The 26856-nt window shown below is 42.5% G+C and carries 17 protein-coding genes; 8 read left to right on the forward strand and 9 right to left on the reverse strand.

The genetic code is table 11. The features are described 5' to 3' along the window. Positions 1–223 precede the first annotated feature (223 nt). On the reverse strand, positions 224–2398 hold the full coding sequence (locus NO991_RS00005) for a malate synthase G (RefSeq protein WP_371351492.1): 2175 nt from the start codon (positions 2396–2398) through the stop codon (positions 224–226). A gap of 230 nt (positions 2399–2628) precedes the next feature. Between NO991_RS00005 and NO991_RS00010 the strand changes: the two genes are divergently transcribed. Then, positions 2629–4230 carry an isocitrate lyase gene (locus tag NO991_RS00010; protein WP_300358397.1) on the forward strand — a complete coding sequence of 534 codons (1602 nt, stop codon included), beginning with the start codon at positions 2629–2631 and terminating at the stop codon, positions 4228–4230. A gap of 749 nt (positions 4231–4979) precedes the next feature. Here the strand turns inward: NO991_RS00010 and NO991_RS00015 are convergent. Then, positions 4980–7001 (reverse strand): prolyl oligopeptidase family serine peptidase, encoded by a 2022-nt coding sequence (locus NO991_RS00015; protein WP_371351493.1) that lies wholly within the window; start codon positions 6999–7001, stop codon positions 4980–4982. Between the two features lie 162 nt (positions 7002–7163). On the opposite strand from NO991_RS00015, the gene NO991_RS00020 reads away from it, so the two are divergent. The 3 genes from NO991_RS00020 (at position 7164) to NO991_RS00030 (ending at position 9501) form a co-directional block, all read left to right on the forward strand. After that, positions 7164–7541 (forward strand): VOC family protein, encoded by a 378-nt coding sequence (locus NO991_RS00020; protein WP_055021764.1) that lies wholly within the window; start codon positions 7164–7166, stop codon positions 7539–7541. 535 nt (positions 7542–8076) lie between these two features. Continuing rightward, on the forward strand, positions 8077–8337 hold the full coding sequence (locus NO991_RS00025) for a hypothetical protein (RefSeq protein ID WP_054553385.1): 261 nt from the start codon (positions 8077–8079) through the stop codon (positions 8335–8337). Positions 8338–8520: 183 nt separating this feature from the next. Beyond that, positions 8521–9501 (forward strand): WD40 repeat domain-containing protein, encoded by a 981-nt coding sequence (locus NO991_RS00030; RefSeq protein WP_300358406.1) that lies wholly within the window; start codon positions 8521–8523, stop codon positions 9499–9501. Between the two features lie 49 nt (positions 9502–9550). Here the strand turns inward: NO991_RS00030 and NO991_RS00035 are convergent, their stop codons facing one another. The 5 genes from NO991_RS00035 to NO991_RS00055 are packed head-to-tail and all read right to left on the reverse strand — an operon-like array spanning position 9551 to position 14649. Next, on the reverse strand, positions 9551–10408 hold the full coding sequence (locus tag NO991_RS00035) for an aminotransferase class IV (RefSeq protein WP_054553387.1): 858 nt from the start codon (positions 10406–10408) through the stop codon (positions 9551–9553). Between the two features lie 2 nt (positions 10409–10410). Continuing rightward, positions 10411–11274 (reverse strand): glutamate cyclase domain-containing protein, encoded by an 864-nt coding sequence (locus NO991_RS00040; protein WP_371351494.1) that lies wholly within the window; start codon positions 11272–11274, stop codon positions 10411–10413. Beyond that, entirely contained in the window at positions 11259–11990 is a 732-nt protein-coding gene (locus NO991_RS00045; RefSeq protein ID WP_300358428.1) for a 5-oxoprolinase subunit PxpA, read from the reverse strand. Before NO991_RS00045 ends, NO991_RS00040 begins: the two co-directional genes overlap by 16 nt. Positions 11991–11996: 6 nt before the next feature. Continuing rightward, entirely contained in the window at positions 11997–12794 is a 798-nt protein-coding gene (locus NO991_RS00050; RefSeq protein WP_194441164.1) for a putative hydro-lyase, read from the reverse strand. A gap of 46 nt (positions 12795–12840) precedes the next feature. Then, positions 12841–14649, reverse strand: coding sequence for a glycoside hydrolase family 3 protein (locus NO991_RS00055; RefSeq protein ID WP_194441165.1), 1809 nt, complete (start codon positions 14647–14649; stop codon positions 12841–12843). A gap of 350 nt (positions 14650–14999) precedes the next feature. On the opposite strand from NO991_RS00055, the gene NO991_RS00060 reads away from it, so the two are divergent. Beyond that, positions 15000–17873 (forward strand): FAD-binding and (Fe-S)-binding domain-containing protein, encoded by a 2874-nt coding sequence (locus NO991_RS00060; RefSeq protein WP_300358413.1) that lies wholly within the window; start codon positions 15000–15002, stop codon positions 17871–17873. A 50-nt stretch (positions 17874–17923) separates the two neighbouring features. Here the strand turns inward: NO991_RS00060 and NO991_RS00065 are convergent, their stop codons facing one another. Beyond that, a complete protein-coding gene (locus tag NO991_RS00065; RefSeq protein ID WP_300358416.1) occupies positions 17924–19111 on the reverse strand; it encodes an acyltransferase family protein in 1188 nt (395 codons plus the stop codon). Positions 19112–19306: 195 nt separating this feature from the next. On the opposite strand from NO991_RS00065, the gene NO991_RS00070 reads away from it, so the two are divergent. Together NO991_RS00070 and NO991_RS00075 are read left to right on the forward strand one after the other, a co-directional pair. After that, entirely contained in the window at positions 19307–20932 is a 1626-nt protein-coding gene (locus tag NO991_RS00070; RefSeq protein ID WP_249364116.1) for a sensor domain-containing diguanylate cyclase, read from the forward strand. 52 nt (positions 20933–20984) lie between these two features. Further along, entirely contained in the window at positions 20985–21686 is a 702-nt protein-coding gene (locus tag NO991_RS00075) for a M15 family metallopeptidase (RefSeq protein ID WP_371351495.1), read from the forward strand. A gap of 256 nt (positions 21687–21942) precedes the next feature. Here NO991_RS00075 and NO991_RS00080 read toward each other — a convergent pair whose 3' ends face one another. Next, positions 21943–22437: a hypothetical protein gene (locus NO991_RS00080; RefSeq protein WP_300545001.1), complete on the reverse strand. Its 495-nt coding sequence runs from the start codon at positions 22435–22437 to the stop codon at positions 21943–21945. A gap of 127 nt (positions 22438–22564) precedes the next feature. On the opposite strand from NO991_RS00080, the gene NO991_RS00085 reads away from it, so the two are divergent. Then, positions 22565–26578, forward strand: a complete 4014-nt coding sequence (locus tag NO991_RS00085; RefSeq protein ID WP_371351496.1) for a rhombosortase-dependent M36 family metallopeptidase — start codon at positions 22565–22567, stop codon at positions 26576–26578. Positions 26579–26856 lie beyond the last annotated feature (278 nt).

The raw sequence follows: 26856 nt of genomic DNA on the forward strand, positions 1-26856 counted from the left end.
ATTTCGTTATTTAGTTGTGCTCGGCAATTGCTCCTGCATTGCTCTACCTTCTGCATCCATGCAGTCGTAAATCAGAAGTTTTTAACGCAGGTAGCGACAGGTTTAATCCCTCAAAATAATTAAGTATTATTGCGGATTGGTATCAGTTGATATTAGTCAAAAAAAAGCAGCCCTTGGGCTGCTATGAACGACACATGAAACTCGAAGGGGAGTTGTGTAGTGGCTAATTTAACGATTTATACTTTATACGGAACGCATGCAATAATGGTTCAGTATAGCCACTAGGTTGTTTAACTCCCTCTAATACAAGGGCTAAAGCTGCTTGATAAGCAACACTTTGTGCTAAAGTTTCGGCTGAATCAGCCATATTATTGTAGGCCGGATCACCTTCATTTTGACCATCAACAACTTTCGCCATACGTGCCATGGTTTTTCTAATTTGCTCTTCAGAACAAACGCCATGATACAGCCAGTTGGCCATGTGCTGGCTTGAAATACGCAGTGTGGCACGGTCTTCCATTAAACCGACATGGTTGATGTCTGGTACTTTTGAGCAACCAATACCTTGGTCAATCCAACGCACAACATAACCTAAAATACCCTGAGCGTTGTTATCAAGTTCGGCTTGAATATCTTCTTTGCTTAAGCTGCTGGCATCTTTCATAAGCGGCGGAGTGAGTAAGCTGGTAAGGCTTGCTTCTTTGCGGTCCATAAGCGCTTTTTGGCAGGCAAATACATCAATATCATGATAATGCATGGCATGCAGTGTTGCAGCAGTAGGAGAGGGCACCCACGCGGTATTTGCACCACTTTTCGGGTGACCACTTTTTTGTTCCATCATTAACGCCATTTTATCTGGCATTGGCCACATACCCTTACCAATCTGTGCTTTACCACTAAGGCCAGTTGCAAGACCAATATCTACGTTGCGATCTTCGTATGCGCTGATCCAAGGTTCAAGCTTAATAGCGCCTTTTGGCAGTACTACACCTGCTTGCATTGAAGTATGAATTTCGTCACCAGTGCGGTCTAAGAAGCCGGTATTGATGAATACAACACGCTTTTTAGCTTCGAAAATACAGGCTTTTAAGTTAGCTGAAGTACGACGCTCTTCATCCATAATACCCATTTTAATGGTGTTTGTAGGCAAGCCTAACAGCTGCTCAACGCGGGTAAACAGGGTATTAGTGAAGGCAACTTCTTCTGGACCATGCATTTTTGGCTTAACAATATTAATACTCTTAGCCGTTGAATTTTTAAGGCTACCTGTAGCTTTTAAGTCATGAAGTGCAGCGGTGCTAGTGATAATGGCATCCATAATGCCTTCAAACACGTCATTGCCTTCACTATCTTGGATAGCTGGATTAGTCATTAAGTGGCCAACATTACGCACAAACATCATGCTACGACCTTTTAGCGTGATTGTTTCGCCATTTACACCTTGATATTGGCGATCTTGTGCTAAACGACGCTCAATAGTTTTACCTTCTTTGTTAAATGCTTCTACAAGGTTTCCTTGCATTAAACCAAGCCAGTTTTGATAGACGTTTACTTTGTCTTCGGCATCAACGGCAGCAACGGAATCTTCACAGTCCATAATCGTTGTAAGGGCTGCTTCTAGTAGTACATCTTTAAGGCCTGCTTTATCTGCTTGGCCTATTGGGTGATGATGGTCTATTTGCAGCTCAATATGTAAGCCATTATTTTTCAATAAGATAGCGCTTGGATTTTGCGCTTCACCTTGGTAACCAATAAGTTGTACAGGGTTTGCTAGGCGAACCTGACTACTATCACGTAATGTGATTAAAAGCTCATTATTAACCACTGCATAGCTGGTGCTTTCGATGTGTGAGCCGTTTGCTAAAGGCAGTGCTTTATCAAGGAACTGGCGGGCATAAGCCATGACTTTAAAGCCACGCACAGGGTTGTATGTAGAGCCTTTCTCAGCGCCGTCGTCTTCACTTAATACATCTGTGCCGTATAGCGCATCATACAGTGAGCCCCAGCGCGCATTTGCGGCGTTTAAGGCAAAGCGTGCATTACTCACTGGCACAACAAGCTGTGGCCCAGCTGTGTTTGCGATTTCAGGCTCTACTTGCTCTGTTTCTATGCTGAAACTAGCTGGCTCAGGAACGAGGTAGCCTATGTCTTCAAGGAATGCTTGATAGTTAGCCGCATCCCATACCGGCTGCTGTTTATGGTAGTCATCAATCTTAGCTTGTAGTTGTTCGCGTTTTTCTAAAAGCGCACGATTGATTGGCGTTAGTTCATTGACGATATCAGCAAAACCTTGCCAAAAAGTGTCTGTGCTAATGCCTGTTCCTGGTAAAAGTTGCTGTTCAACAAACTGTGCAAGTTGTTGATCAACGCTTAAACCGTTAAGTGAGAGAGTGGTCATAATAATGTCCTTTAAACGAGCTTAATTTGATCATTCATGGTCCAACCATATCGTAAAAAAGGCTAATAAGCAGGCTATTTGCCATTCACTAAAAATATAGTGGTAATAACAACTATAAATTTACTAAATTCCAAAAATCCGCCTAATGTTGAATTAAGCGCTACGAAGCAAACGCCAAGTAGCCACTCTCACTAACAAAAAATAGATAACCCGTTCGAAGGATTTTTATTATGACAAGATATCAACGCGAAACCGATAACTTAGCTACTTTATGTCAAACACAAGGCAAAACGTGGCAGTCAATCAACCCAGAATACGCTAGCCGTATGCGCTTACAAAACCGTTTTCGTACGGGTCTAGACATTGCTCAATACACTGCAGACATTATGCGTGCAGACATGGCAGCTTATGATGCTGACCACAGCCAATACACACAATCATTAGGTTGTTGGCATGGTTTTATTGCACAGCAAATGATGATGGCAATTAAACGTCATAACAAAACAACTAAACGCAGCTATGTATACCTAAGTGGCTGGATGGTTGCGGCACTTCGCTCTGAGTTTGGTCCATTACCTGACCAAAGTATGCATGAAAAAACGTCTGTTCCAGCGCTAATCGAAGAAATCTACACTTTCTTAAAGCAAGCTGATGCACGTGAGCTTGACCACCTTTACAAAGACCTAGACGAAGCGAAAGCAAACGGCGGTGACGTTCAAGCAGTGCTAAATAAAATCGATAACTTCGAAAGCCATGTTGTGCCAATTATTGCTGATATCGATGCGGGTTTCGGTAACGAAGAAGCAACTTACCTACTTGCTAAAAAGATGATTGAAGCGGGTGCATGTGCTATCCAAATCGAGAACCAAGTATCTGACGCAAAACAATGTGGTCACCAAGCTGGTAAAGTAACTGTACCGCATGAAGATTTCTTAGCAAAAATTAACGCAGTTCGTTACGCATTCTTAGAGCTTGGCATTGATAACGGTATTATTGTTGCTCGCACAGACTCATTAGGTGCAAGTCTTACTCAAAAAGTGCCAGTATCTAAAACTCCTGGCGACCTTGCTAGCCAATACACGTCGTTCCTTGAAACAACACCAGTAAACAGTGTGGATGACTTAAACGAAGGCGACACAGCAATGAAGCTGAATGGTCAGCTTTGCAAACCAACACGTTTAGATAATGGTTTATACCAGTTCCGTGAAGGCACAGAGAAAGACCGCGTAGTTCTAGACTGTGTAACTAGCTTACAATCAGGCGCAGACTTACTGTGGATTGAAACAGAAAAACCAAATGTTAAACAAATCGCTGAGCTTGTAAACCGCGTTAAAGAGCAAGTACCCAATGCTAAGCTGGTATACAACAACTCACCGTCGTTCAACTGGACACTTAAATTCCGTGAGCAAGTATATGCTGAGTGGCAAGAGCAAGGTAAAGACTTATCAGCTTACCCAAGCATCGATGACAATAAGGCATTAATGGCGCCAGAAATGGATGACACAGAGCTTGCAGCGGCAGCAGACGTACTTGTGCAAAACTTCCAAAAAGATGGTGCACGTGAAGCGGGTATCTTCCATCACCTAATCACGCTACCAACTTACCATACTGCGGCGCTAAGCACTGATATCCTATCAGAAGGCTATTTCGGCGACCTAGGAATGCTGGCGTATGTTCGCGACGTACAACGTCAAGAAATCCGCCGTGAACAAGCATCAGTGAAACACCAAGACCTAGCAGGTTCTAACATTGGTGATACTCATAAAGAGTACTTCTCTGGTGAAAATGCGCTTAAAGCCGGTGGTGAAGCAAATACCATGAACCAGTTCTAACCAAGTTGTAATGTAGTTTCCTTTATAGCTATTCAATAATGTTGTTGGGGGCCTTCGGGCCCTTTTTCGCTTTTTAGCTATCAGCTTTCAGCCGTCAGCCATCAGACTCGCATCTCTCACCTCGCATCTCGCACCTCATATCTCGGATCACTCTTTAACCAAGTCTTGGATCAGCCATTTACTAGCTTTATAAAAATACAGATCACGCATTTACCAGCCTAAGAATTTTAGATCAGGATTTAACTACCTCCGCCGTATAAGCCTTAATTTAGGGCCTATTGCCTAATTACAGCCTCTAGAATGGTTAAAATTGGCTCATATAAACGGCAATTTAATGTTGTTTTGTAGAATCTAGCGATTTACAAACCGATTTTTTATTAACTCACTCAAGCCATAAACCGATTTTTTACCAACTCAACACCCTTACAAACCAAAATTTTACTAACTGAAGCTAGGTTTCTAGCGGCACAAACCGATTTTTTACTAACTCAAGTTACTGATTTTGGCTATAAACCGATTTTTTACTAACTGCTTTTGGATTAATGTCCGATATTTGAGAAATGTATGTAAGGAGTTACTCATATTTTGACTGTAAAGGGGGTTTACAGAAAAGAGAGCTGTCAGCTTTCAGCCGTCAGCTATCAGATTGAAATTCAAAAGTTAGAAAATAGCAGCGGGTTTATCCCGCGTTATGGTTTATATATGGCGCGGCATAAAGCCGCACCTAAACTATTGCTCGCAACCCGCAACTACTTACTATGTTTATCAAACCACCATTGAATATAGGCGACTTTGGTCATCAGGTTTGATGGGCGCGCGGTAATACCATGTGAGGCATTAGGAATACGCACCATCGCTGTATCAACGCCTTGAAGCTTTAACGCTTGGTAAAATTGCTCGGTTTCAGAAATCGGCGTGCGATAGTCTGATTCACCAGTTAACAGCATAGTGGGTGTTTTTACATTGCCCACATAGCTAATTGGAGAGCGCTTCATATAATGCTCAATGTTGTCCCATGGTTTACCTGGGAACCAATAGTCAGCAAAGAAAGGGTAGAAATCAGCAGTTAGTACAAAGCTGATCCAATTGATAACAGGTTTAGCAACAACAGCGGCTGCAAAGCGGTCTGTATGACCTACAATCCATGCAGTTAAAACACCGCCACCTGAACCGCCGGTGACAAACAACTTACTCTCATCAATAAAGCCCTTATTGATGACAGCATCAACACCTGTCATTAAGTCATCAAAGTCATTACTTGGGTAGTTATGATGAATTGTTTGCGCAAACTCTTTACCGTATGAGTCACTGCCGCGCGGGTTCATATATAGCACAACATTACCTTTGGCTGCGTATAATTGTACTTCAGGGCTAAAGTGAGGGCCGTAGTTTGCAACAGGACCGCCGTGGATCTCTAAAACAAGTGGATACTTTTTGTTTTTATCAAAGCCCGGCGGGTAAGCAATCCAACCTTGAATAGCCAAGCCATCGTGGCTTGATTTAACCCAAATTTCTTCAACCTTAGCCAGCTCTTTGTCGCCCAGCGCATCTTCGTTTAATTGTGTTAAACGCGCCGTTTTACCACGCTTAATTAATGCTACATCTGCTGGACGTTGGGTATCTGCAAGTGTGAATGCAACTTCACCATCTTCGCTCACATCAAAGTCACCACCTGAATATGGGCGACCAAAGGCGACACTCCCAATCTCTGAGGTAATCACCTTATGTTTACCACTACGCGGCTGGTAAGCTAGATGAGTTTTACCTTCACTATCGTAGCTAAAATAAAGGCCTCTGCCGCTATCATCCCATTTAATATCTTCGACACTACGGTCTAAATCAGCAGTGAGTACCGAGGTTTTACCTGATTTTAAATCAAGTAAATAAATGTCGTTATTTTCATAGTTAGTTTTTTTGTCGTCGTAACCTGTGTATGCTAGATAACGACCATTTGGCGAGACTTTAGGGCGTGAATCTGGGCCTTTACGGTCTGTTATTTGGGTAATTGAACGATCCGCTAAGCTAAGTTTATAGATTTCAGATTCAGTTGGGTGTAATTCATTGTCTTCATAGCGATTAGCCGAAAAATAAAACGCATCGCCTTGTTCGTTAAAGCTAATAGCACCACCATGATCAAAATCACCAGAACTCAATTGACGTGCATTGCCGCCCGTTGCACTGATGATAAAAAAGTGACGATAACCTTTTTCAGAGTAGCCACCGCCATCGGCACGGTAATAGGTATCGCCAATATATTTAGCTGGCTCAGCCCACTTAGCGCCTTCTGGCTTGCCCGGTAAAGACACTGGGCTTGCTGATTTTGCTGGCACAAACTGACTAAACACTAATTGTTTACCATCTGGCGTCCAAGTTAATCCGCCAGGGCTTTGCGTTAGGTTACTAATTTTTGCTACGTTACCGGTTTTTAACCATTTTACATAGATTTGGCTGCTACCATCTCGGGTAGAAATAAACGCTAAACGAGTTTCATCTGGTGACAACACCGGAGAGTAATCCATATGCACGCCAGATGTTAGCGGTAGCATGGTTTTACCATCTGGGTTTACTGACCAAATATTACTGACTTTACGGTCGCTTTTGATATCCATGCGATTACGCACAAAGTAAATTGTATCGCCATTTTTTGTCATTTCTATTTGGTTGGCGTATTCAAGATCAAAAACATTTTCAAGTTGAAAGGTATTGCTAGCTCCTGCATGGCTGTAAAAGCTGGCTGCTGCAAGCAGTGCTAAAGACGTTTTAAACTTCATTTTATTTCCTTGTTAGTGAGCAGAAATTAGGGCGTGTTAACCTGTTATAAAGTAACAACCATCAGAAATATAGTCCATTGCGATGAATGGAGAAATCAATAGACAGATGGTCATTTCCCTTTTATGTTGAGTACAGACACTTTTAAACGTAAGGAGCACACAATGATAGGTTACACCATGTTAGGCACTAACAACCTAGCTAAAGCAGTAAAGTATTACGATGAATTGTTCGCCACTTTAAACGCCGAGCGCTTTTTAGAAACTGACCGCTTTGTCGCATGGAGCACAGGTCAAGATAAGCCCGGTTTTGCGGTTACCAAACCTTATAACGATGAAAAAGCCACAGTAGGTAACGGCACTATGATTGCTCTGGCAGTCGAAACCCCAGCCCAAGTAGATGCCTTTTATAAAAAAGCCATAGAACTAGGTGGCACAGACGAAGGCGCCCCCGGTCCACGTGAAATGCCCGGCTTTTATGCGGGATACTTTAGAGACTTAGACGGTAACAAACTTAATGTGTTTTGTTTTACGCATGGGTGAGGGGAGTGAGCGAGGGAAAGTGAGCTGTAAGCTTTCAGCCGTCAGCTATCAGATTGAAAGTTAACAGGCGCTAGGCTCTAGGAAACAGGGCCTAGCTTATGTAGCTTTATGCCGCGTAACTCTTAACTCTTCTTTGCGCTATGCTCACATGGCACGCCAGTAACATCGCATACCTACCGGCTCTTCGCGCGAAATAAATTTCACGCCTACAAGAAAATTGTAGGGTAATCTTAAGCTGTGATTAGGAAGTTGTTGTTCGGCGCTAAAGCACCTCCTACCTCACATCTCGGTCCTCGCATTTCGCACCTCGAATCTCATACTTCGCATCTCGAATCTCGTACTTCGCACCTTAAAAACACACATCACAATACGGTTGTATTTATTTTAGGAAATAGTTGTCTTTTTCACTATTTATTGGTGGAAATATCAACTATGCTTTTGCGTGAATAATCCATTTTATTGATTTATATGAGGTTATATTGTTGGTTCGATAATTGCTCCAGACTTTTTACCAACACTTTTAAAGGAAATAAAAATGAAAAATACACTAACGCTTACCCTTCTCGCTGTACTGCTTTTGGTTCTGTATTCACAGTTCACAGAATTAGCCTATAAATTTGGTTTTGCTGAGCTCAAACTAAATGCGGTTTTGGAAAACAGTGAACATATGAAAGTAAAGTGTGATGCATACTCACTTGGCTTTTTTGATGAAATAAAACTTCAAAATAAATTTCAAAAATGCATCAATGATTATGAAGCTGAAGGCTACGAAATCGTGAGCAGAACAGACCAATAATCGTTTTGAGTAAGCGCCATGCTCGCATGGCGCGCCGCTGCATCGCACAGCTGCCAGCGCTTCGCGCGAAATAAATTTCACGTCTACAAAAACTGACGGCTGAAAGCTAGTTCCCCTACCAACTTCCGCTTATTTTCATTACACTGCGCCAATACAAAAATAATTATAAAATTGAGAATAATCATGACGTCGAAACTTTTTAAACCTCTTGCTTGTGTATTTGCACTGAGCCTTGTGGGCTGTGGTGGAGGTGAGGTGTTTACTGCACCTGCAAGTAGTGAATTTGCCCATGGCAATGAGTTGCTAAGTGCCACGGCACTAACCGAGGATGCTAGTCACGCGTTAGTGGCAACCCAATCTGAGGTGTGCGTTTGGGATAATCAGTTAAAAGCGCGTCTATACGATTGTATAACAGGGCAGGGCGCTGAACATGTTGAGCTTGTGGGCTTTAGCGCTAACAAATCTCGTTTTTTCATTTCAAATCGATTATCGGTGACTTTATACGATACTCGCACTGGGCGTAGTATTGGTACTTGGCTCACCGGGCAAGAAATCGCAAGAGACATCGCTATTTCAGCCGTAGGCGATACGTTGGTTATCGCTTATCGTAGCGGCAAGGCTGAGGTAATAAATACTCGCACAGGTGATACTAAGCGTTTTGATATTCATCGCTTAGATATTAATAGCGTGGCGTTATCGGCTGATGGGCAGTGGGCGTTTACCGGCTCAAGCGACAAGTACGTTAAGCTTTGGTCAACAAGTGATGGCAGCACTCGCTTTGAAGAGCGTTTAGCGACTAGAGTGAATCACGTTACTTTAAATAAAACAGCAAGCTTGGGCTTTGCAATTGACTCGGTTGATGATCGTGTATTCTTTGATTTAGCCAATAAAAAAGAGTTATCAGAAGTGGCCTCATACTCTAACTTTATTGAGTTCACCGCATCGCAATTTATTAATCGAGATAAATGGCTATTAACTGGGTCGCCAAAAATGAAGATGCGTTTATATCGCGTTGCAGATGGTGAACTAATCGCTGAGTACGAAGCTAAACAACAGCGCCAGCGAACGTCAGTACTGAGTGTGGCTTACGATGGTAAGCAGCTATATTCAGAAACCAGTGACGGCCTATTGCAAGCTTGGCCTTATAAAGCAAATAAAAGCTAAAACAAAAACGCCTACTTGCAGTAGGCGTTTGTTTTTGAGTCCGATTAAATTAGTAATCAAACTTATGCTTGGTAAACAAGCTTTGCACTTGTTGCCAAACTGCACCAGGCTTACCATCGCCAACTAACTTGCCATTTACTTTTACAACTGGGCCAACTTCTTTAGTGGCGCTAGTGATCCATACTTCGTCGGCATCAAGTAACTCGTCTTTACTAATAATGCGCTCTTGCACTTTAAAGTTACTGTAACTGTGAAGAATATTGAGGATTAACCAGCGGGTGATCCCCGGTAAAATTTGGTTATCAAGTGGTGGCGTACTGATCACACCATCTTTAACAATAAACACATTACTTGAACTAGCTTCGGTAATTTCTTCTAAGCGGTTAAATAGAATAGTTTCTTTGTTGCCCGCTGCTGCACCGTGCTGGTAATGGATCACGTTGCCAAGCAGTGCCGTTGATTTTATATGGCAGCGTTGCCAGCGACGGTCTTGCTCAAGCGATACAGTGTAAGTTGTTGCATTGTCGATATCGCCTTTTGGCTCTGCCGGAATTTCAAAAGCAAACGCGAATACGGTCGGGGTAATATTAGTTGGGTAACCGTGGGCACGTTTAGTATCAGCGCCACGGCTCACGTGTAAATAAATCCCTAGATTATCACCTTGGTTTTTCTCGCATAAATCATTACAGATTTTACGCCACGTATCGGCACTGTAATCGAGCTTAATTTCAAGTTCGTTTAAACCGTTATTCATACGCTCAATATGTGCGCCAAAGCCAAGCATTTTGCCTTGGTATGATGGGATCACTTCATAGATGCCATCGCCAAATAAGAAGCCGCGATCCATGGGTGAAATCTTTGCTTCATCAGCGCCAAGGTATTCACCGTTTAGGTATACCGTGCCCATTGTTAAACCTCATTCTCTGTCGTAAAGCCGCCAAGTTGGCGAAGCCGAGTTATTAATTGTTGACCATGCATTGCATGCAGGCCGTCTTCGGTGAGCTCATTTTTATGGGTGACGCCATCGACACTACCGCGCTCACTTAGGTAATGTAAAATGTTGAGTGGCTCAATATCAGCCAACAAATCAGTGTTATGCCAGCGACTTAAAAAGGCAATGAGTCCGTATGCTGCCCAGTTAGATACATCGGCGAGTAATAGCTCATCACAGGTTGTTAAACAAGGAGTGATGTTTAGCGCTTGCATATGCTGTGCAAGGTTACCCATGCCTATTTCGTTACCGCCATCACCAATCGCTATGGTGGGGCAAGGTGCTTCTGTCACAAAAAAATCAAAGCAGCCGCAATGCTCCGAAATATCAATACCGCGCATATTATAATAACGCTGATGCTCGTTAAGCCCCGGGCGTTCTATTGATAAAACACACTCAGGTTTTAGCTGCGCAAGGGCTTTAATGCTAAAAGTGTGTGCATTATCAATGCTATTTATAGGTAGCTCAAAACAGTTAAAGTCATTTTTCAGGGCACTGTAAAGGGGGTTGCCAGTAACCAAAATAGGCTGTTTACCAAGCTTTTCGAGTACCTTGTAAAGTGCAATTGCACCAACCGGACCATCAGTCTCGAAGGTATTGTTGACCGCAAAGCCCGTACCTATCAACACAGTACCTTGTGCTTTATAAAGGTATTTTGCTGCGCGTAAATACGTACCCGTAAGTTGTTTTGCGTATAAATGCTGCATTCCACGCGGGTTTTGTTCAACCATCATGGTTTCAATTTGTTGGCTGAGCGCAGCGTCGCTTAGGCTTGCTGACATAGTGCTTTGATCTCTTGAATGAGCGCAATACCCGCTTCATTATCGCCATGCACACACAGGCTATCAGCATTAAGTGCCAGCTGCTCACCACTTCGTGTAGTGACTGTGCCATGTGCAACTAACTGTTTAACTTGCGCCATTAGCGCCGCTTTGTCGTGTAAGCTGCCCGCTAAAGAACGTGCAACAAGCTTACCTTCGTCTGTGTATTGACGGTCGGCAAACGCTTCTAAAATGAGTTCTAGTTGAAGCTCGTTTGCTTGTACTTTGTGTTTGGCAGCTTGGTTGGTAGCTAAAATCATTAATTTTAATGGCTTTGCATAACTTGCCACTGCGCGCATAACGATATTCAGCGTTTGCTCGTCACTCATCATATCGTTATACAATGCACCATGTGGCTTAACGTATTCGAGCGTTAAACCATGTACTGCAGCCATACCATCAATTGCAGCAATTTGATAATGCAGGCAATTTGTCAGCTCTTTTTCGCTCATAGCCATTGAGCGGCGACCAAAGCCTTGTTTATCAGGGTAACTTGGGTGCGCGCCAACCATTACTTTGTGCTGCTTGGCGAGGGTTAGGGTGTTTGCCATCACATCGGCATCGCCAGCATGAAAGCCACAAGCAATATTTGCCATATCAATATGTGGCATAACTTGCTCATCTAAGCCCATTTTCCACATGCCATAGCTTTCACCAAGGTCGCAGTTTAATTTCATCGTCATTTATAACGCTGCCATTTTACTATTTGGAATATCAGTGATCAGCATGTGTCCTGGACTATGCGTGATACAAAAATCAGGAGCCGCGTTGGCAATCGCGACTTGTGGAGTAACACCACAGGCCCAAAATACGGGCACTTCGCCTTCTTTAATGGTCACCGCATCACCAAACTCAGGTTTGTTAATATCTTTAATGCCAATTGCAGCAGGGTCGCCAAAATGCACTGGCGCACCATGTACACTTGGAAAGCGGCTGCAAATTTGGATAGCGCGAATGGCATCGGCAGGTTTCATCGGGCGCATACTCACAACCATATTGGCGTGGAAAATTCCCGCACTCTGGCACGCCATATTAGTCACATACATAGGCACATTCTTTTGCTCGCTGATGTTTCTGATTTCAAGACCTGCGGCAATCAGCGCTTCTTCAAATGAGAACGAGCAACCAATTAAAAAGGTGACTAAATCGTCGCGCCAATGATTCGTAATATCGGTAACCTCTTCAACCATTTGGCCATGTTTGAAGACGCGGTAACGAGGTAAATCGCTACGAATATCAATGTCTTCACCAACACTTGGCATATCGGCAACGCCCGGTAAGCGACTAGAGGCAATAATTGGGCACGATTTTGGGTTTGCTTGACTAAACTGCAAAAAATCAAACGCGTACTGTTTGGGTAAAATGACTAAATTAGCCTGCACAAAGCCCGGTGCAAAGCCCGATGTATTACCACTGTAATCTCCTGCGCGAACCATTTTTCGTATAGCTGCGGGAGTGGTTAATGATGCATTTTTTTGCATATACCGATCCTTACCAAATGCTTAACTGATAGTTTTACAATAACACTCAGTTCAGATCATTAATAGTAACGGGTAGCTGTCCTTTTGCAGGAGCTTTTCCTAGTAATACTTTTGCCAGTGCTGTGAAAGCTGGCCCTGCAATTTTCTCATCAGTATCTACATCAATATTGTAAGCATAAGTAGCAAGTACAGCGTCGCTAAATTTCCCGAATTGGGCAATATCGTAAGGGGCACGTAAGCTTACAAATATAGTCTTCTTATGGGCTAATTTTGCTTGTTTTAGCAATGACTCTAATGCCGCAGATTGGTCGGCTTTAGCAATTGCAAACTCCGGGTTGTCAGCTAAGTCATCCATCCCACCGACTTCAACAGCACTTTGTTTTGGTGACGCATTGGCGGCAATGATTATATCCGATTCGTTAATTTCTTTTAATGTTGCAAGCGGCTCATAACCTTGCAAACTTGTGCAGCTAAAGCTGATTAACTTATCGGTGTTGTCAATTAACGCCTGCTGCAGAGCATAGCATTTACGGGTATCTGGCATAATAATATGCACTTTGCTGCCCGATTTAATGCTAAGCGGTAGAGTGCTTTTCTCGTTTTTCACTTCGGTGATAGCAGCTAATGCTAATTCGGCTTCTACTTTTCTATGGCTTTGATCACCGAGTAAAAGCTGCGCTTTTTTGATGGCTGCTTTGTCATCAAGCAACGAAGTGAGCTTAAACTTTTCTTTAAGTTTTAAAATGCGTGTAGCAGAAGCACTCATTTCGTTGGCATTTAACGTGCCGCGTTGTACTTCTTGTTCTAATCGCTCAATCAGGGCTTCAAGCACAGCTAAGTCTTTAGGGCTTCTGATTTCGATTGGCATCAGGGCAATATCAACACCCGCTGCAAAGGTATTTACGACCGCTTCAATTGGTTCAAAAAAGTGGCTGATCCCCGCCATATCAAGAGCATCTGTGATCACCACACCTTGATAACCAAGTTCGTCACGTAATAAGTCAGTGATGATTTTGCGCGACATCGTTGCAGGCTTGATCATGGTTTTGCCTTCTTTACTGACAAACGTGCTGTCGTCAAGGGCAGGGTATTGGATATGTGCGGTCATGATCATACCCGGCTGTTGGTTTTTAATAATTTCTTTAAAAGGGGGTAAGTCTTGCTGCCAAATGGTTTCTTTATCATGCATTACTTTTGGCAGACCTGTGTGGCTATCTACATTGGTATCGCCATGCCCCGGAAAGTGCTTTAACGATGAAATAACGCCGTTGTTTTCAAACCCAGCTACTTGGGCACCACCTAGTTTTGCAACCAATTGCGGATCTTCACCGTAAGAGCGCACGTTAATAACGGGGTTATCTGGGTTCATGTTTACATCAACCGTGGGTGCATAGTTAACATTAACACCCAGTGCTAATAGCTCGTCGGCTATAATGCGGGCAGACTCAGTCGCGAAGTGGGTACCATGTTCTTTATAGGTCGCGCCAATCGACATGTTACCGGTAAACGATGTACCTACATCACGAGGAATACGGGCAACTCGGCCGCCCTCTTGGTCTATCGAAATAAACAGCGGTAAGCCTAACTCTGACTTAGCGGCGGCTTTTTGTAGGTCATTGTTAAGTTTGATCACTTGCGGCACAGTATCGATATTTTCTGCAAATAAGATCACCCCACCAATGTTATGTTTAGTGATGATATTTGCTAAATCGGCCGGCAGTTCTGTCACCGGTGTACGGCATTTTTGCTCACCCGGGTCTTGCTCGCAGTAATAACGTAGGTCAAGCATGAGCTTTTGCCCTAACTGTTGTTTTAAAGTTAATGCAGACTCAGCAAATGATGATTGTAATGGCATGAAACATCCTAATCCGATAACCAGTGACGATAGTGCAAACTTATTTAACACAGCAAGCTCCAAAGCAAAACGCTTATTTAGTTTTTAGAATAAATTATTCTTGATGTTAATGGGTTTTTAAATATAAATACAGTATTTTTTTGCTACCCTAGCGGTTTTTGAGTCCGACTGCAAAAAGCTAAGTTAGATCACCAAATAGGGCTAATAAGCTTAAGTAACCAAACCTTTATACTGATGAAAAGCGTGGCAAGTTGATAATTTATCAATTTAATGGGTCGCTTTTTAGTACAATTTAAAGTAATAATATATTCCATAATCATCAGCGTAAATATGACAAGCCTGGGGGCGAGATGGCTTTTACTCGATTGCACGCATTTAAACAGCAAATTAAACCTTTTTTACCAGAGTCTGCATTAATAGAAGATTACTCGCGCCGTTATGCGTACGGGACTGACGCTAGCTTTTATCGATTAATCCCTGAGTTAATTGTATTAGTGAGCAATCAAAATCAAGCACGGCAAGTGATCATTACTGCCAACGAGCTACAGGTTCCCATTACTTTTCGCGCCGCTGGCACGAGTTTATCTGGGCAAGCAATTACCGATTCGGTATTAGTTTTATTGTGCGATAGTTGGAGCAAGTTTGAGATTATTGATGACGCCGAGGCAATACGTTTACAACCGGCGATCATTGGTGCTCGAGTAAATCAAGTATTAGCCCCGTTTGGTAAAAAAATTGGCCCTGATCCCGCTTCAATTAATAGCTGCAAAATAGCCGGAATGGCGGCAAATAATTCATCGGGTATGTGTTGTGGGGTGGCGCAAAACAGCTACCACACAGTAAAAGATATGACCCTCATTTTTGCCGATGGCACTGTGCTAGATACGGCTGATAGCCAAAGCTGTAATGCCTTTTTACAAAGCCATAGTCTTTGGGTTGATGAGCTAATGAGCCTTGTTGATAGGGTAAAGCAAAACCCCGATTTGAGTGAGCGCATCGCCCATAAATACCGTTTAAAAAATACCACGGGTTATGGTTTAAATGCACTGCTGGATTTTTCTGATCCAATCGAAATCATTAAGCACTTAATTATCGGCTCTGAAGGCACCTTAGCTTTTATCGCCGATATCACTTACCACACAGTGGTTGAGCATAAGTACAAACACACAGGTTTCTTTATTTTTGACGATATCAGCAAGGTGTGTGAGCTGGTACAAAGGCTGAGTGAAGTTGATGTTGCGGCCGTTGAGCTGCTAGATAAACGTGCCCTGATGTCGGTATCTGAACACGCCATCATGCCAAAAGAAGTGGCCAGCTACCCTGAGCAGTCAGCGGCACTGTTAATTGAGTTAAGAGCTGAAAATGCACAAGCTCTCGATGTGCTCACTAAGGTCACCGAACAACTTCTTGCTGAGTTTAAGCAAAGCCAACTGGCAGCGATTGAGTTTTCAGCAGACAGCGCCCGTAATGCGGCACTTTGGAATATCCGTAAAGGTACCTTTCCTGCTGTTGGCGCAGTGCGCGAAACTGGCACTACTGTGATTATTGAAGATGTTGCCTTTGCTCTTGATAAATTAGCTGAGGGCGTAAATGCGCTGCATCAATTATTTATCAAATATGGTTATGATGAAGCCATTATTTTTGGGCATGCCCTTGCCGGAAATCTGCATTTTGTATTCACCCAAGCTTTCGATACACCAGAGCAAGTAAGCCGATACGAACAATTTATGGCTGATGTGGCGAACTTAGTGGCGGTTGAACTAAAAGGGTCATTAAAAGCTGAGCATGGTACTGGGCGTAACATGGCACCGTTTGTTGCCACCGAATGGGGAGACGATGGCTTTGCGGTGATGGTTGCGCTTAAAGCATTATTCGATAAACAAAATATTCTTAACCCTGGGGTTATTATAAATCACGACAAAAATGCTCACACTCAGCATTTAAAAGTCATGCCAAAAAGTGATGATATTATCGATACCTGTATTGAATGTGGTTTTTGCGAAGTTGTTTGCCCGTCAAAAGGGCTTAGCTTAACACCGAGGCAGCGTATTACTTTATGGCGACACCGCACCGAGTTACACAATCAATTGCTAACAACCGAAGATTTAGCAAGCAAGCAGAAGTTAAATCAAAAGCTCAGTGTTATCGAGGCCGACTTTAAATACTTAGGTATAGATTCATGCGCGGCAACGGGCCTTTGTGGCCTTAAATGCCCGGTGGGAATAAACACGGGCGAATTTATAAAATCGCTCAGAGCAGAGCAAGCCTCATCGAACAAAGTTGCGCGATCATTATCACGTTTTGCTAGCAAGCATTTTGCGGTTGTTGCTAAGGGTGCACGGTTTGGTTTAACTGTGATGCAGGTGCTCGAAAAAGCAATCGGCAGCAGTAAGCTAAGAAGCCTAAGCAAGCCTGCCAATAAGTTGCTTGGTACACCGCTGTATTACTCGGCATGGCCAAGAGCTGAGCAACCAATTAATAAGCAATTCAAGCAGCTCCAACAAACGAAAAAGTTGGTGTATATGCCAAGCTGCGCAAGCCGGATTTTTGCCCCCGATAAGTTTGCCGATGATAAGCGCCCACTGCTAGATGTTATCTATTCACTCGCTGCCAAAGCAGGCTATGAAGTGCTACTTCCGCAACAAGTAGATTCACTTTGTTGCGGTATGCCATTTGCTAGTAAAGGCTTTAATGAAGAGTTTAAAAATAAAAGTAAGCAGTTACTTACTGAGCTCGAGGCGCTTTCAAATAATGGCCAATATCCCATTGTTTTTGATGCCAGCCCTTGTGCACTTACTACTCTTAATACCGCGCAAAATACGGCACTCACAATTTATGAAAGTGCTGATTTTGCAGCCCAACATTTACTGCCTAATTTGCAGGTAACCCCCGTGCAAGATCCGGTGATGCTCCATGTTACTTGTAGTTCTAAGCGATTAGGTAAAGAGCAAAGCCTAGTATCACTTGCCAAGGCATGTAGTAATGAGGTGATTATTCCAGCTGATATTGAGTGTTGTGGTTTTGCAGGTGATAAGGGCTTTAACTTGCCAGAACTCAATGGCAATGCGTTAAAAACCCTTAAACAACAGGTACCAAAGAACTGTAATCGCGGCGTGTCTAATAGCCGTAGTTGCGAAATTGGTTTAACTGAACACAGTGGCATTAGTTATCAGTCAATTTTGTATCTACTCGATAAGCAAAGCCATGCAATAAAACAGGCTTAATTGCTAATTTGATGAGCCAGTTGCTGACTGGCTCATCTATTTTTTAAAGCTTACACTTTCCAAAAAATGCCTTTGCGGTAGCAGCCGTACATCACACCATAAGACACCATTAAAAACAGCAGTGAAAAGCTAAATGAAGCGAGGTGATCATTACTGAACACTAATTGTATTAAGCCATAAATACTGCCTTTTAAACTGCTATCGCCGAGCGGGATCATAATTAATAGCCGTGCAAACACGCCCGCAAACATAAAAAATAATATCGCATTCGCACCAAATACAATAAACGGAGCGCCCCAACTACGCAGCTTATAAATATCTAAAATAGCACTGCACAGTGCATAGAAAATCGCTGCAAGCCCTGAGCTGAGTAGCACATAGCTCGGCGTCCATAAGGCTTTATTGATAGGTGTTATTAGTGCAATCGCATAGCCAGCAATAACGGCTAATGTGCCCAGTAAGATAAGTGTACGGGCTTGTTTTTTAAGGTCGGGTTGCTTAGTTAAATAAACCGCAGCCAATATGCCGCTTAGCGCACTTGCAATGGCAGGCAGTGTTGAGAACAGTCCTTCAGGGTCAAATGGCAGTGGCTTAGCATTGGCATAATACAGGTGATGACTACCAAGTACGGTATTGTCTATGAAGGCACTTAAGTTATTGCCATGTAACCATAAACCACTCACTACCTCGCCGTTTGGCAAGGTATACGGGATATAAAGCATGGCGGCACCATAAAATAATAAAAGAGCGATGCAAGTAATGGCTATTTTCTTAGGTGATAAATAAAGATAACAACACAGAGCTACTAAATAGACCAAACCGATACGTTGCAGCACACCTAACACGCGCAGCTGTAATAACTTGTCATCAACCCAGCTAAAAGAAGGATCTCGAAAGTTGTAATAAAACAAGGCTAAAAACCAACCGAGAGCAATGAGTTTAATGGTACGAATAACCCCTGCTTTTAGTATGTGTTGATCACTGATCCCTTTAGCACGCAAGCTATTTACTGATAGCGTGATAGACATGCCGACAATAAAAATAAAAAACGGAAAAATTAAATCGGTAGGTGTCCAACCATGCCAGTCAGCATGCTTTAAAGGCCAATACATCGCTCCCCAGCTGCCAGGGTTATTCACTAATATCATTGCGGTAATAGTCAAACCGCGCATTACATCTAACGCCATCAGGCGATGTGAAGGGAGTTTATTGATGATCGCAGAACTATGTTTAAACATGAAAAATTTCTATATTTTTTCTTTATTGTAATAAATTATTCCTTTTGGGCAAGTTTATTTGTCAATATAAATTTTGACTTTATTGCATCATCATTGAGCTAAATCAAATTATGACGAAAGTTTTATAGAGGCTGTAGTGATAAATTGCTAGTATAAATGTATTAGATGTACCCGATATGGACATTGGGCTTTGATGTGAGAATTACAGTGCTTAATGGTCTTAAGGCAGGTTTAAATCTGCGCCGCTTAATTTTATTATTAGCGTTTTCGGCAACGCTAATCACCTTTCTAAACAGTTATTACTCGAGCTATCAAGTTCAAAAGCAACAACTAATAGATAAAACGCTTGAAAATCACAAAGCTTACGCAGCTAAACTGGTATCGGCCACCGATAATTTTTTATTGGCGGCGCAGCAGCAACTGGCTTATGTAGGTAAAATTCTTGAAAATGACTTTAATAATCAAGGGTTGATAAATGCTGAAGCAGAACGATTGAGATTACAAACTAACAGTTTTAACTCGACCATTATTGTTAATAAACAAGGCGATATCTTAGGGGTATCACCGCAATCCTTAAAACTTAAAAATCGCAAAGTTGATAGTTTTGGGACTAAAGCTGCGCTTTCTTATCGAACCCCGATGATCAGCGAACCGTATATTTCGATGGCGGGAAATTTGCTGATTTTTATTTCTCAGCCTTTATTTGATAAGCAAGGTGAATTCATTGGCTATGTCGGCGGTACATTATATTTGAAGCGCACAAGCATTCTAAACCAGCTTTTACAAGTTCACTATTATCGCGATGGTTCATATTTATATGTTGTTGATGAGAATCATCGCTTGCTTTATCACCCTGATACAAAAAGGATAGGGGAGCAAGTTTTTGAAAACCCTGTGATCAAGGCTGTTTTGAAAGGGCAAGCCGGAACTGAACTATTAAGTAATAGCAAAGGGGTTGAAATGTTGGCTGGCTTTGCTCCTTTAACCGTTGCTCCTTGGGGAGTCATTGCACAACGACCCCTTGAAGACACATTAGCACCGCTTGATAATTTAATGTGGCAAGTCTTCATAAAAACGGCGCCCGTGGGTGTCATCACTTTAATATTAATTTGGGTATTAGCTAGAAAAATAGCGAGCCCATTGAGGCAACTTGCTGAAACCGCAAATACGTTGGATAGGCCAACCACAACACGCGAGTTAATGCTAATTCGTTCATGGTATTTTGAAAGTAATGAGCTTAGAAAAGCAATGTTAAAGGGAGTTGGTTTATTACACAGTAAAATTGGTTTGTTACGTCAAGAAGCACAGACAGACTCACTAACAGGGTTACACAACCGTAGAAGCTTTGATGCGCAGTTAAGTCATTTTATTGCACAGCGCTGCCCGTTTGCAGTTTTGGCAATCGATATTGATCACTTTAAGCGGGTTAACGACGAGTTTGGGCATGATATTGGTGATGTGGTATTACAGTCGCTTGCTAAAATTTTGTTAGATGTAACTCGTGATAGCGACGTTGTTGCTCGTACTGGTGGAGAAGAATTTATTGTGATCATGCCAAGAGTTGAGGTCAAACGGGCGTATCAGCTTGCAGAGCGCTTGCGGATGCGGATATCTGAAAGCTACATTGACCCTGTTGGCTGCATTAATGTATCTATTGGTATATCTGGTTGGCCGATTGAGCAACTGAACATTGATGAAGTACTTAAGCTCGCTGACCAAGCCTTATATCAAGCTAAAAAAACGGGCCGCAATCGTTCTGTAGTTAATGCAAGTTATGGCCAAGATTTCACAACTATTTCTGAGTCTCCAATCTTGGAATAAGTTATTTAATGTGCAATAGTGAATGTTATTAAGTTATTTATGGAAAACCAAAATGGCATTCACTTTTTTGACTCGTTTACCTAAATCCATTTCCTTGTTAAGTATTGCTGTTATTTTAACAGGCAATGTTTATGCAGACTCAAGCGATGATAAACGTAGCGAATTTGTGGATGTTGGTGCTTTGCTACCTAATGCTGTGTTAGATATTCGTTATTTTGGCCATCATAACTTTGTTGGCAAACCTGTTGATGGTTACAATGCGCCAAAATGTTTATTGCACAACAGTGCTGCTACAGCCCTTAAAAAAGTGCAAGTAGCAGCGCAAACCCAAGGCCTGAGCTTGAAAATATATGATTGTTATCGCCCGCAGCGCGCTGTTGATCACTTTGTACGTTGGGTTAACGATTTAGAAGATACCCGCACTAAAGCTGAGTTTTATCCAAACTTAGGCAAAGACAAACTGCTTGGTGATTACATCGCTGCTAAATCGGGTCATAGCCGTGGTTCAACGATTGATTTAACCTTAGTTGATGCAAAAGGCAATGAGCTCGATATGGGCTCACCATTTGATATGTTCGACACTCTTTCTAACACCGACGACTCACGCATTAGTGCAGAGCAAAAAGCCAATCGATACAAATTAAAAAGCCTGATGACTGAGGCCGGCTTTGCGCCTTATTCAATGGAATGGTGGCATTTTACTTACAAACCGCAAGCATACCCCGCAACCTATTTTGATTTTGTGGTGGAGTAGGTAAAACAGCTTAAAGCTTTCAGCTGTAAGTTTTAAGCCGAAAGTGTTGTTTTTGAATGTTGAGTTAGCTTGATTAAATGGCGTTGAATGTTAGACACGCCATGTAAGCATGACGCCTACGGTTTGATGTAGGCGTGAAACTTGTTTCGCGCGTCTGACGGCTCCTTCTAGAACCTAGCGCATGATGACGCGGGATAAACCCGCTGCTACAGGCTGACAGCTTCTTCACGATGGGTTTCGCTGCGCTCTACCCAACCTACATCACCTCTTTTATCGGTGAATAATCAACTTTAATTTCAACAACATCGACATTGACATTTTGTTTAAAAGCGTTTTGCACTTTTAATAAATCAGTGTCTTTTTCAGCAAGGTAGCGGTAGCTTTTGTTGGTCATTTTTTTCAGCGCATATTGACTGCTAAGCTCTACCGGTAAGCTATTCTCTTTTAGCGTTAAGTAAATTGCACCCGTTGCAATGCCGCGCTCTTGCATTGCGTGATTAAAGACTTCTGTGCCCTTGGTTAAAGTCGGTGCATCAAAGGTAATTTTTTCGCCATTATTACTAAAAGCATTCGTCGATTTTTGTTTATTGATTTCAACTACTTTTTTAACATCTTTTTCTAAACTTTGTTCTTTTTGTGAACTAGCTGTTGGTTGCTGTTCTGTGTCTTGATCAGATATTTCACTTTTTTGACAGCCAGATACTAGTACTAATGATATCATAAGTGCTTGTATTTTAATTTTTTGTTTCATTTTTACTCTGCTTATTTGTTACTTTTGTTTACAATTAATTCTGTTTTTTAATTGCCGTATTAGGTACATTGGGGTTGGTTATGATTGTTAACCGAAAATAAAAATATAACAATAGGGAACGTAAGGAATGTCTCAATTTAAAGTAACGGCAGTTGCTACCATGGTAACGGCTATCTTGGCATCATCTCAAGTACAGGCAAGTGAACAAACTCGCTTTTATAATGCTTCAAGTGTTAGCTCTCAAGTACAATTTAATCCTCAAGTATCTCAGCAACGTGCATTAGCTGAGCGAAGAACTGTTTCGGGTCACAAATCTATTTTCGATGCGCAATTAGGTAAAGCTACGTTCCTATGGAATGCAGTTGGTCAAGCTAAGCCTGACATGGCCATGGTGCTTCCTGAGCAACGTAATGCTTACGCTGCAGATTTTTATTTAAATGCCTTAACTGGGGTTAGTACAGCGAAAAAAGGTGTATCAAGCGCTGTATTAACAGATTTATCTGAGCAAAAACTTGGCTCAATCACAGCTAAATACAAACAAAAAGTTCATGATATTGAAGTATTCAACCGTGAATACAACCTGATCATGGACAAAGAATATAACCTAGTTGCAGGTTCTGGTTATTTCGCTAACACAAGTTCAAATGCAACGCAGTCGTTCGCGCCGCTTGCTGAGTTTGTAGGTGCTGAGCAAAGCATCAAACGTGCGATTAAAGAACTTGCTGATATCAATGTGTCGTTAACTAAATCAACTGAGCAAGGCGACTATGTTAAATATACTGTGTCTAACCAAAGTGGTGACAAAGTTGTATTAGGTCAGCCACGTGCTAAGAAAGTATTCTTTGAAGTAGCGGGTGAGCTGCAATCTGCATACTATGTTGAAGTCGAAGTTGCTGATAAAAACAGCCTGGAAAGCGATTACTTCAGCTACGTTATTGGCGCGCAAAACAGCAAAGTTTATTTCAAGAAAGACTTAAAAGCACACGCGGCAGACTTTAACTACCGTGTATGGGCTGACGAAGATGGTTACCCGTGGGAAGGTCCACACGGTGACGTGATCCCAGCTGATGGCCCAGATCAAATTGATGAAACTGAAATCCTAGATGCGCCACTTGTAAGCTTGTCTTACTACAAAAAATTAAGCACGATGGATCCATGGCTTGCTGATGATGCTACAACAACATCAGGTAATAACGTATTTGCTTATGCTGATGTTATCGCACCACAAGGTTTTACAGAAGGTGACTTCACAGCTGAAACCACATCAGATTACACATTTGACTACCCTTATCAAGTTGATCAAGTAGCAAACAGCTACGACAACCGTAAAGCAGCTATCGTTAACTTGTTCTATATGAACAACTTCTTACACGATTTCTTCTATGACCATGGTTTTGACGAAACATCAAATGTTGCGCAAGTATCAAACTACGGCCGTGGTGGTGTAGAAGGCGACCCTATCGAAGCGCAAGCGCAAGATAATAGCGGTTTAAATAACGCTAATATGGCAACCCCTGCTGACGGTGCAAGCCCACGCATGCAAATGTATTTATACAACTCGAAAGATGCGAAAGTGGGTGTAGATTTTGGTGTGGTTGTTACATCTGACGAATCAATTGGTCTTCTAGAGTCTTCTAAAGTATCAGGCTTTGGTCAAATGCAATTTGCTGATATCGCAGGCGAAGTTGTACGTCTAGTTGATGGCGATGATGCCGATTCTGGTAGCGTAACAGATGGTTGTCAACCAGCAACAAATGCAGCTGAACTTGCTGGCAAAATTGCGCTAGTTGATCGTGGCTCTTGTAACTTCACAGCAAAAGTACTACACGCTCAAGAAGCGGGTGCAATTGGTGCAATCGTTGTAAACAACAACCCTGATACAGATGAACCAGCGCCGATGGGCGGTGAAGATGATGCCGTTATCATTCCTAACATGGGTCTGAACTATGCTGACGGTCACGCACTTTACGATGGTATCGCTGCAGGCGGCACTGTTACTGTGAACATGTTCAACAAAGCAACGTTAAAAGACGGCACGCTAGATAACGGTATTATTGCTCACGAATGGGGTCACTATATCAGTAACCGTTTAGTGGGTAACTCATCAGGTCTTATCAACTTCCAAGGCCGTGCGATGGGCGAAGGTTGGGGTGATTTCCACTCGCTTATGTTCATTGCTAAAGCTGATGACATTAACATTCCAGGTAACGACAAGTTCCAAAAAGCGTACGGTAGCGGTACTTTCGTAGAAGATTTCTACTACGGTATCCGTCGTGTTCCATATTCAACTAATATGGAAGTAAACCCGCTGTCTTTCCGCCACATTACTGAAAATGAAGGTGCTGATGTAGGCATTGCACCAACAAGTGTTGCTTCACCACACGCAGCAGGTGAAATTTGGGCAACTATGCTTTGGGAAAGCTATGTAGCACTTATCAACGAGCACGGCTTTGAAGACGCGCAAAACCGCATGGCTAACTACTTAGTTGCTGGTTACAAGCTAACTCCTGTTGCTCCGCTATACACAGAAGCACGTGATGCTATCTTAGCTGCAGCGTACGCAGTAGACCCAGAAGATTACAAACTAATCTTAGGTGCATTTGCTAAGCGTGGTATGGGCTTAGGTGCTGTAGCACCAGAGCGTTTCAGCGAAGATTTAACCGGTGTTGTTGAATCAGACAAAATGAAACTTGCTAGCTTCACATTGAAAGATGTGGCAATGAATGCAAACTACAACGGTGCGGAATTAGGTTATTGTTCAAACGATAACGTGCTAGATAAAGGTGAAACAGGCACATTAACGGTTAGCATAATGAATACCGGTAGTGAAGTACTGACGGGTACACAAGCACAGTTAACAGTTGTTAGTGGTCACGATGTAACGTTCGAAAATGATGGTTTAATTACCTTCGACGATACAACACCGTATGCTTCACAAACAAGTGCACCTATCACGTTTACATTAAATGATGCGGGCACTGCTGATACACTTGAAATCGAAGTGTCATTCCCTGAACTGTCTGCTGATGACGAAATTGTTGAAGCAGCAACCGATAAAGTATCTTATCTTGTGAACATGGACTTTGAAGATAAAGCACCAGTTAGTTCACAAACTACTGACGATATGGAAATTGCAGGTGCATCATTACGTGACTGGAAAGAAAACGTAATGACAGGTGATGATTTAGCTGTTGGCACGCAAAGCATGGCAACTGGCGGTAATGTTAACTTCTTCAACAGCTTTGGCTTCGGTCTTGGCGAGCAAACCATGTATCTAAACAACAATGACTTCCAGTCAGATGTTGCGGTTGAATCAAGAGAGTTTGATATCGGTTTTGCTGGTGACTTTGAAGTTTCATTCTGGCACTTCTACCTAATCGAAAACGAATGGGATGGTGGTGTTGTAGAGATCAGCGTAAACGGTGGTAACTGGGTAGATGTTACTGAAATGGGCGGTACATTTGATGTTGGTTACGATGGCCCACTAATCGAAAATGACGCGCAAGCACTACAAGATCGCGATACCTTCACAGGTAACAATGTTGATGGTAACGGTGTTTATGGTAACTACGAAACAATTCGTTTCGGTACTGAGCTAAACGGTAACCGTGCAAAATTACGTTTCCGTATGTCATCAGACAGCGCAGTACGTGAGTTCGGCTGGTGGATTGATAACGTAACTGTTAGCAATGTAACGTCACCAATCTTCTCAAACGTGATTGCTGGTGATGCATTAGCATGTGATAACGCACTACCATTGCTTTCTGTATCGGGTGATGAGTCTGTTTCTGAGTCTGCTTCAGGCACATTAACGGCAACAGCGTCAGACCGTAACAGTGATGACACGCTAAGCTATGCATGGACGCAACTAAGCGGCACAACAGCAACACTTACAGGTGCTGATACTGCGACTCTAGGCTTCACGCCTGGTGCTATCTCAAGCGATGACGAGTTAGTATTTGAAGTAACAGTGAGCGATGGTACAGACTCTGTATCAGAGCAGTTCACTGTTGCCGTAACTAACGAAGCTGAGCCAGTAGAAGAGAAGAAAGTAACTAAATCTAGCAACGGTAGCTTTGGTTTCTTAACACTACTACTTGCACCATTAGCGCTTATCGGCCGTCGCCGTAAACGTAAATAAGACTTTTAAATAGTGATAACAAAGCCCTTACAGTTCGCTGTAAGGGCTTTTTTGTTTATAAGTTAGCGAGAGTAAAGTTAGCGAGAGTAAAGTTAGCGAGGGGAAAGTTAGCGAGGGGAAAGTTAGTGAGGGGAAAGTTAGCGAGAGTAAAGTTAGCAAGCGACTTTACATCGCGTCCTAGAGCCCAGAACCTAGCACCTTTTCGTAGGCGTGAAACTTGTTTCGCGCGTCTGACCGCTGATAGCTGAAGGCTGACAGTTTCTTAATGTTGGGTTTCG

Origin of the sequence: Pseudoalteromonas sp. DY56-GL22, assembly GCF_041414715.1 — a bacterium.
GTDB classification, from domain to species: Bacteria; Pseudomonadota; Gammaproteobacteria; order Enterobacterales; family Alteromonadaceae; genus Pseudoalteromonas; species Pseudoalteromonas simplex.

Coding starts and splice junctions, on each gene's coding strand:
- NO991_RS00060 (WP_300358413.1), top strand. CDS start 15,000: ATGGCTTTTACTCGATTGCACGCATTTAAACAGCAAATTAAACCTTTT.
- NO991_RS00075 (WP_371351495.1), top strand. CDS start 20,985: ATGGCATTCACTTTTTTGACTCGTTTACCTAAATCCATTTCCTTGTTA.
- NO991_RS00005 (WP_371351492.1), bottom strand. CDS start 2,398: ATGACCACTCTCTCACTTAACGGTTTAAGCGTTGATCAACAACTTGCA.
- NO991_RS00050 (WP_194441164.1), bottom strand. CDS start 12,794: ATGCAAAAAAATGCATCATTAACCACTCCCGCAGCTATACGAAAAATG.
- NO991_RS00030 (WP_300358406.1), top strand. CDS start 8,521: ATGACGTCGAAACTTTTTAAACCTCTTGCTTGTGTATTTGCACTGAGC.
- NO991_RS00025 (WP_054553385.1), top strand. CDS start 8,077: ATGAAAAATACACTAACGCTTACCCTTCTCGCTGTACTGCTTTTGGTT.
- NO991_RS00015 (WP_371351493.1), bottom strand. CDS start 7,001: ATGAAGTTTAAAACGTCTTTAGCACTGCTTGCAGCAGCCAGCTTTTAC.
- NO991_RS00035 (WP_054553387.1), bottom strand. CDS start 10,408: ATGGGCACGGTATACCTAAACGGTGAATACCTTGGCGCTGATGAAGCA.
- NO991_RS00020 (WP_055021764.1), top strand. CDS start 7,164: ATGATAGGTTACACCATGTTAGGCACTAACAACCTAGCTAAAGCAGTA.
- NO991_RS00045 (WP_300358428.1), bottom strand. CDS start 11,990: ATGAAATTAAACTGCGACCTTGGTGAAAGCTATGGCATGTGGAAAATG.
- NO991_RS00080 (WP_300545001.1), bottom strand. CDS start 22,437: ATGAAACAAAAAATTAAAATACAAGCACTTATGATATCATTAGTACTA.
- NO991_RS00065 (WP_300358416.1), bottom strand. CDS start 19,111: ATGTTTAAACATAGTTCTGCGATCATCAATAAACTCCCTTCACATCGC.
- NO991_RS00055 (WP_194441165.1), bottom strand. CDS start 14,649: ATGCCATTACAATCATCATTTGCTGAGTCTGCATTAACTTTAAAACAA.
- NO991_RS00040 (WP_371351494.1), bottom strand. CDS start 11,274: ATGTCAGCAAGCCTAAGCGACGCTGCGCTCAGCCAACAAATTGAAACC.
- NO991_RS00085 (WP_371351496.1), top strand. CDS start 22,565: ATGTCTCAATTTAAAGTAACGGCAGTTGCTACCATGGTAACGGCTATC.
- NO991_RS00010 (WP_300358397.1), top strand. CDS start 2,629: ATGACAAGATATCAACGCGAAACCGATAACTTAGCTACTTTATGTCAA.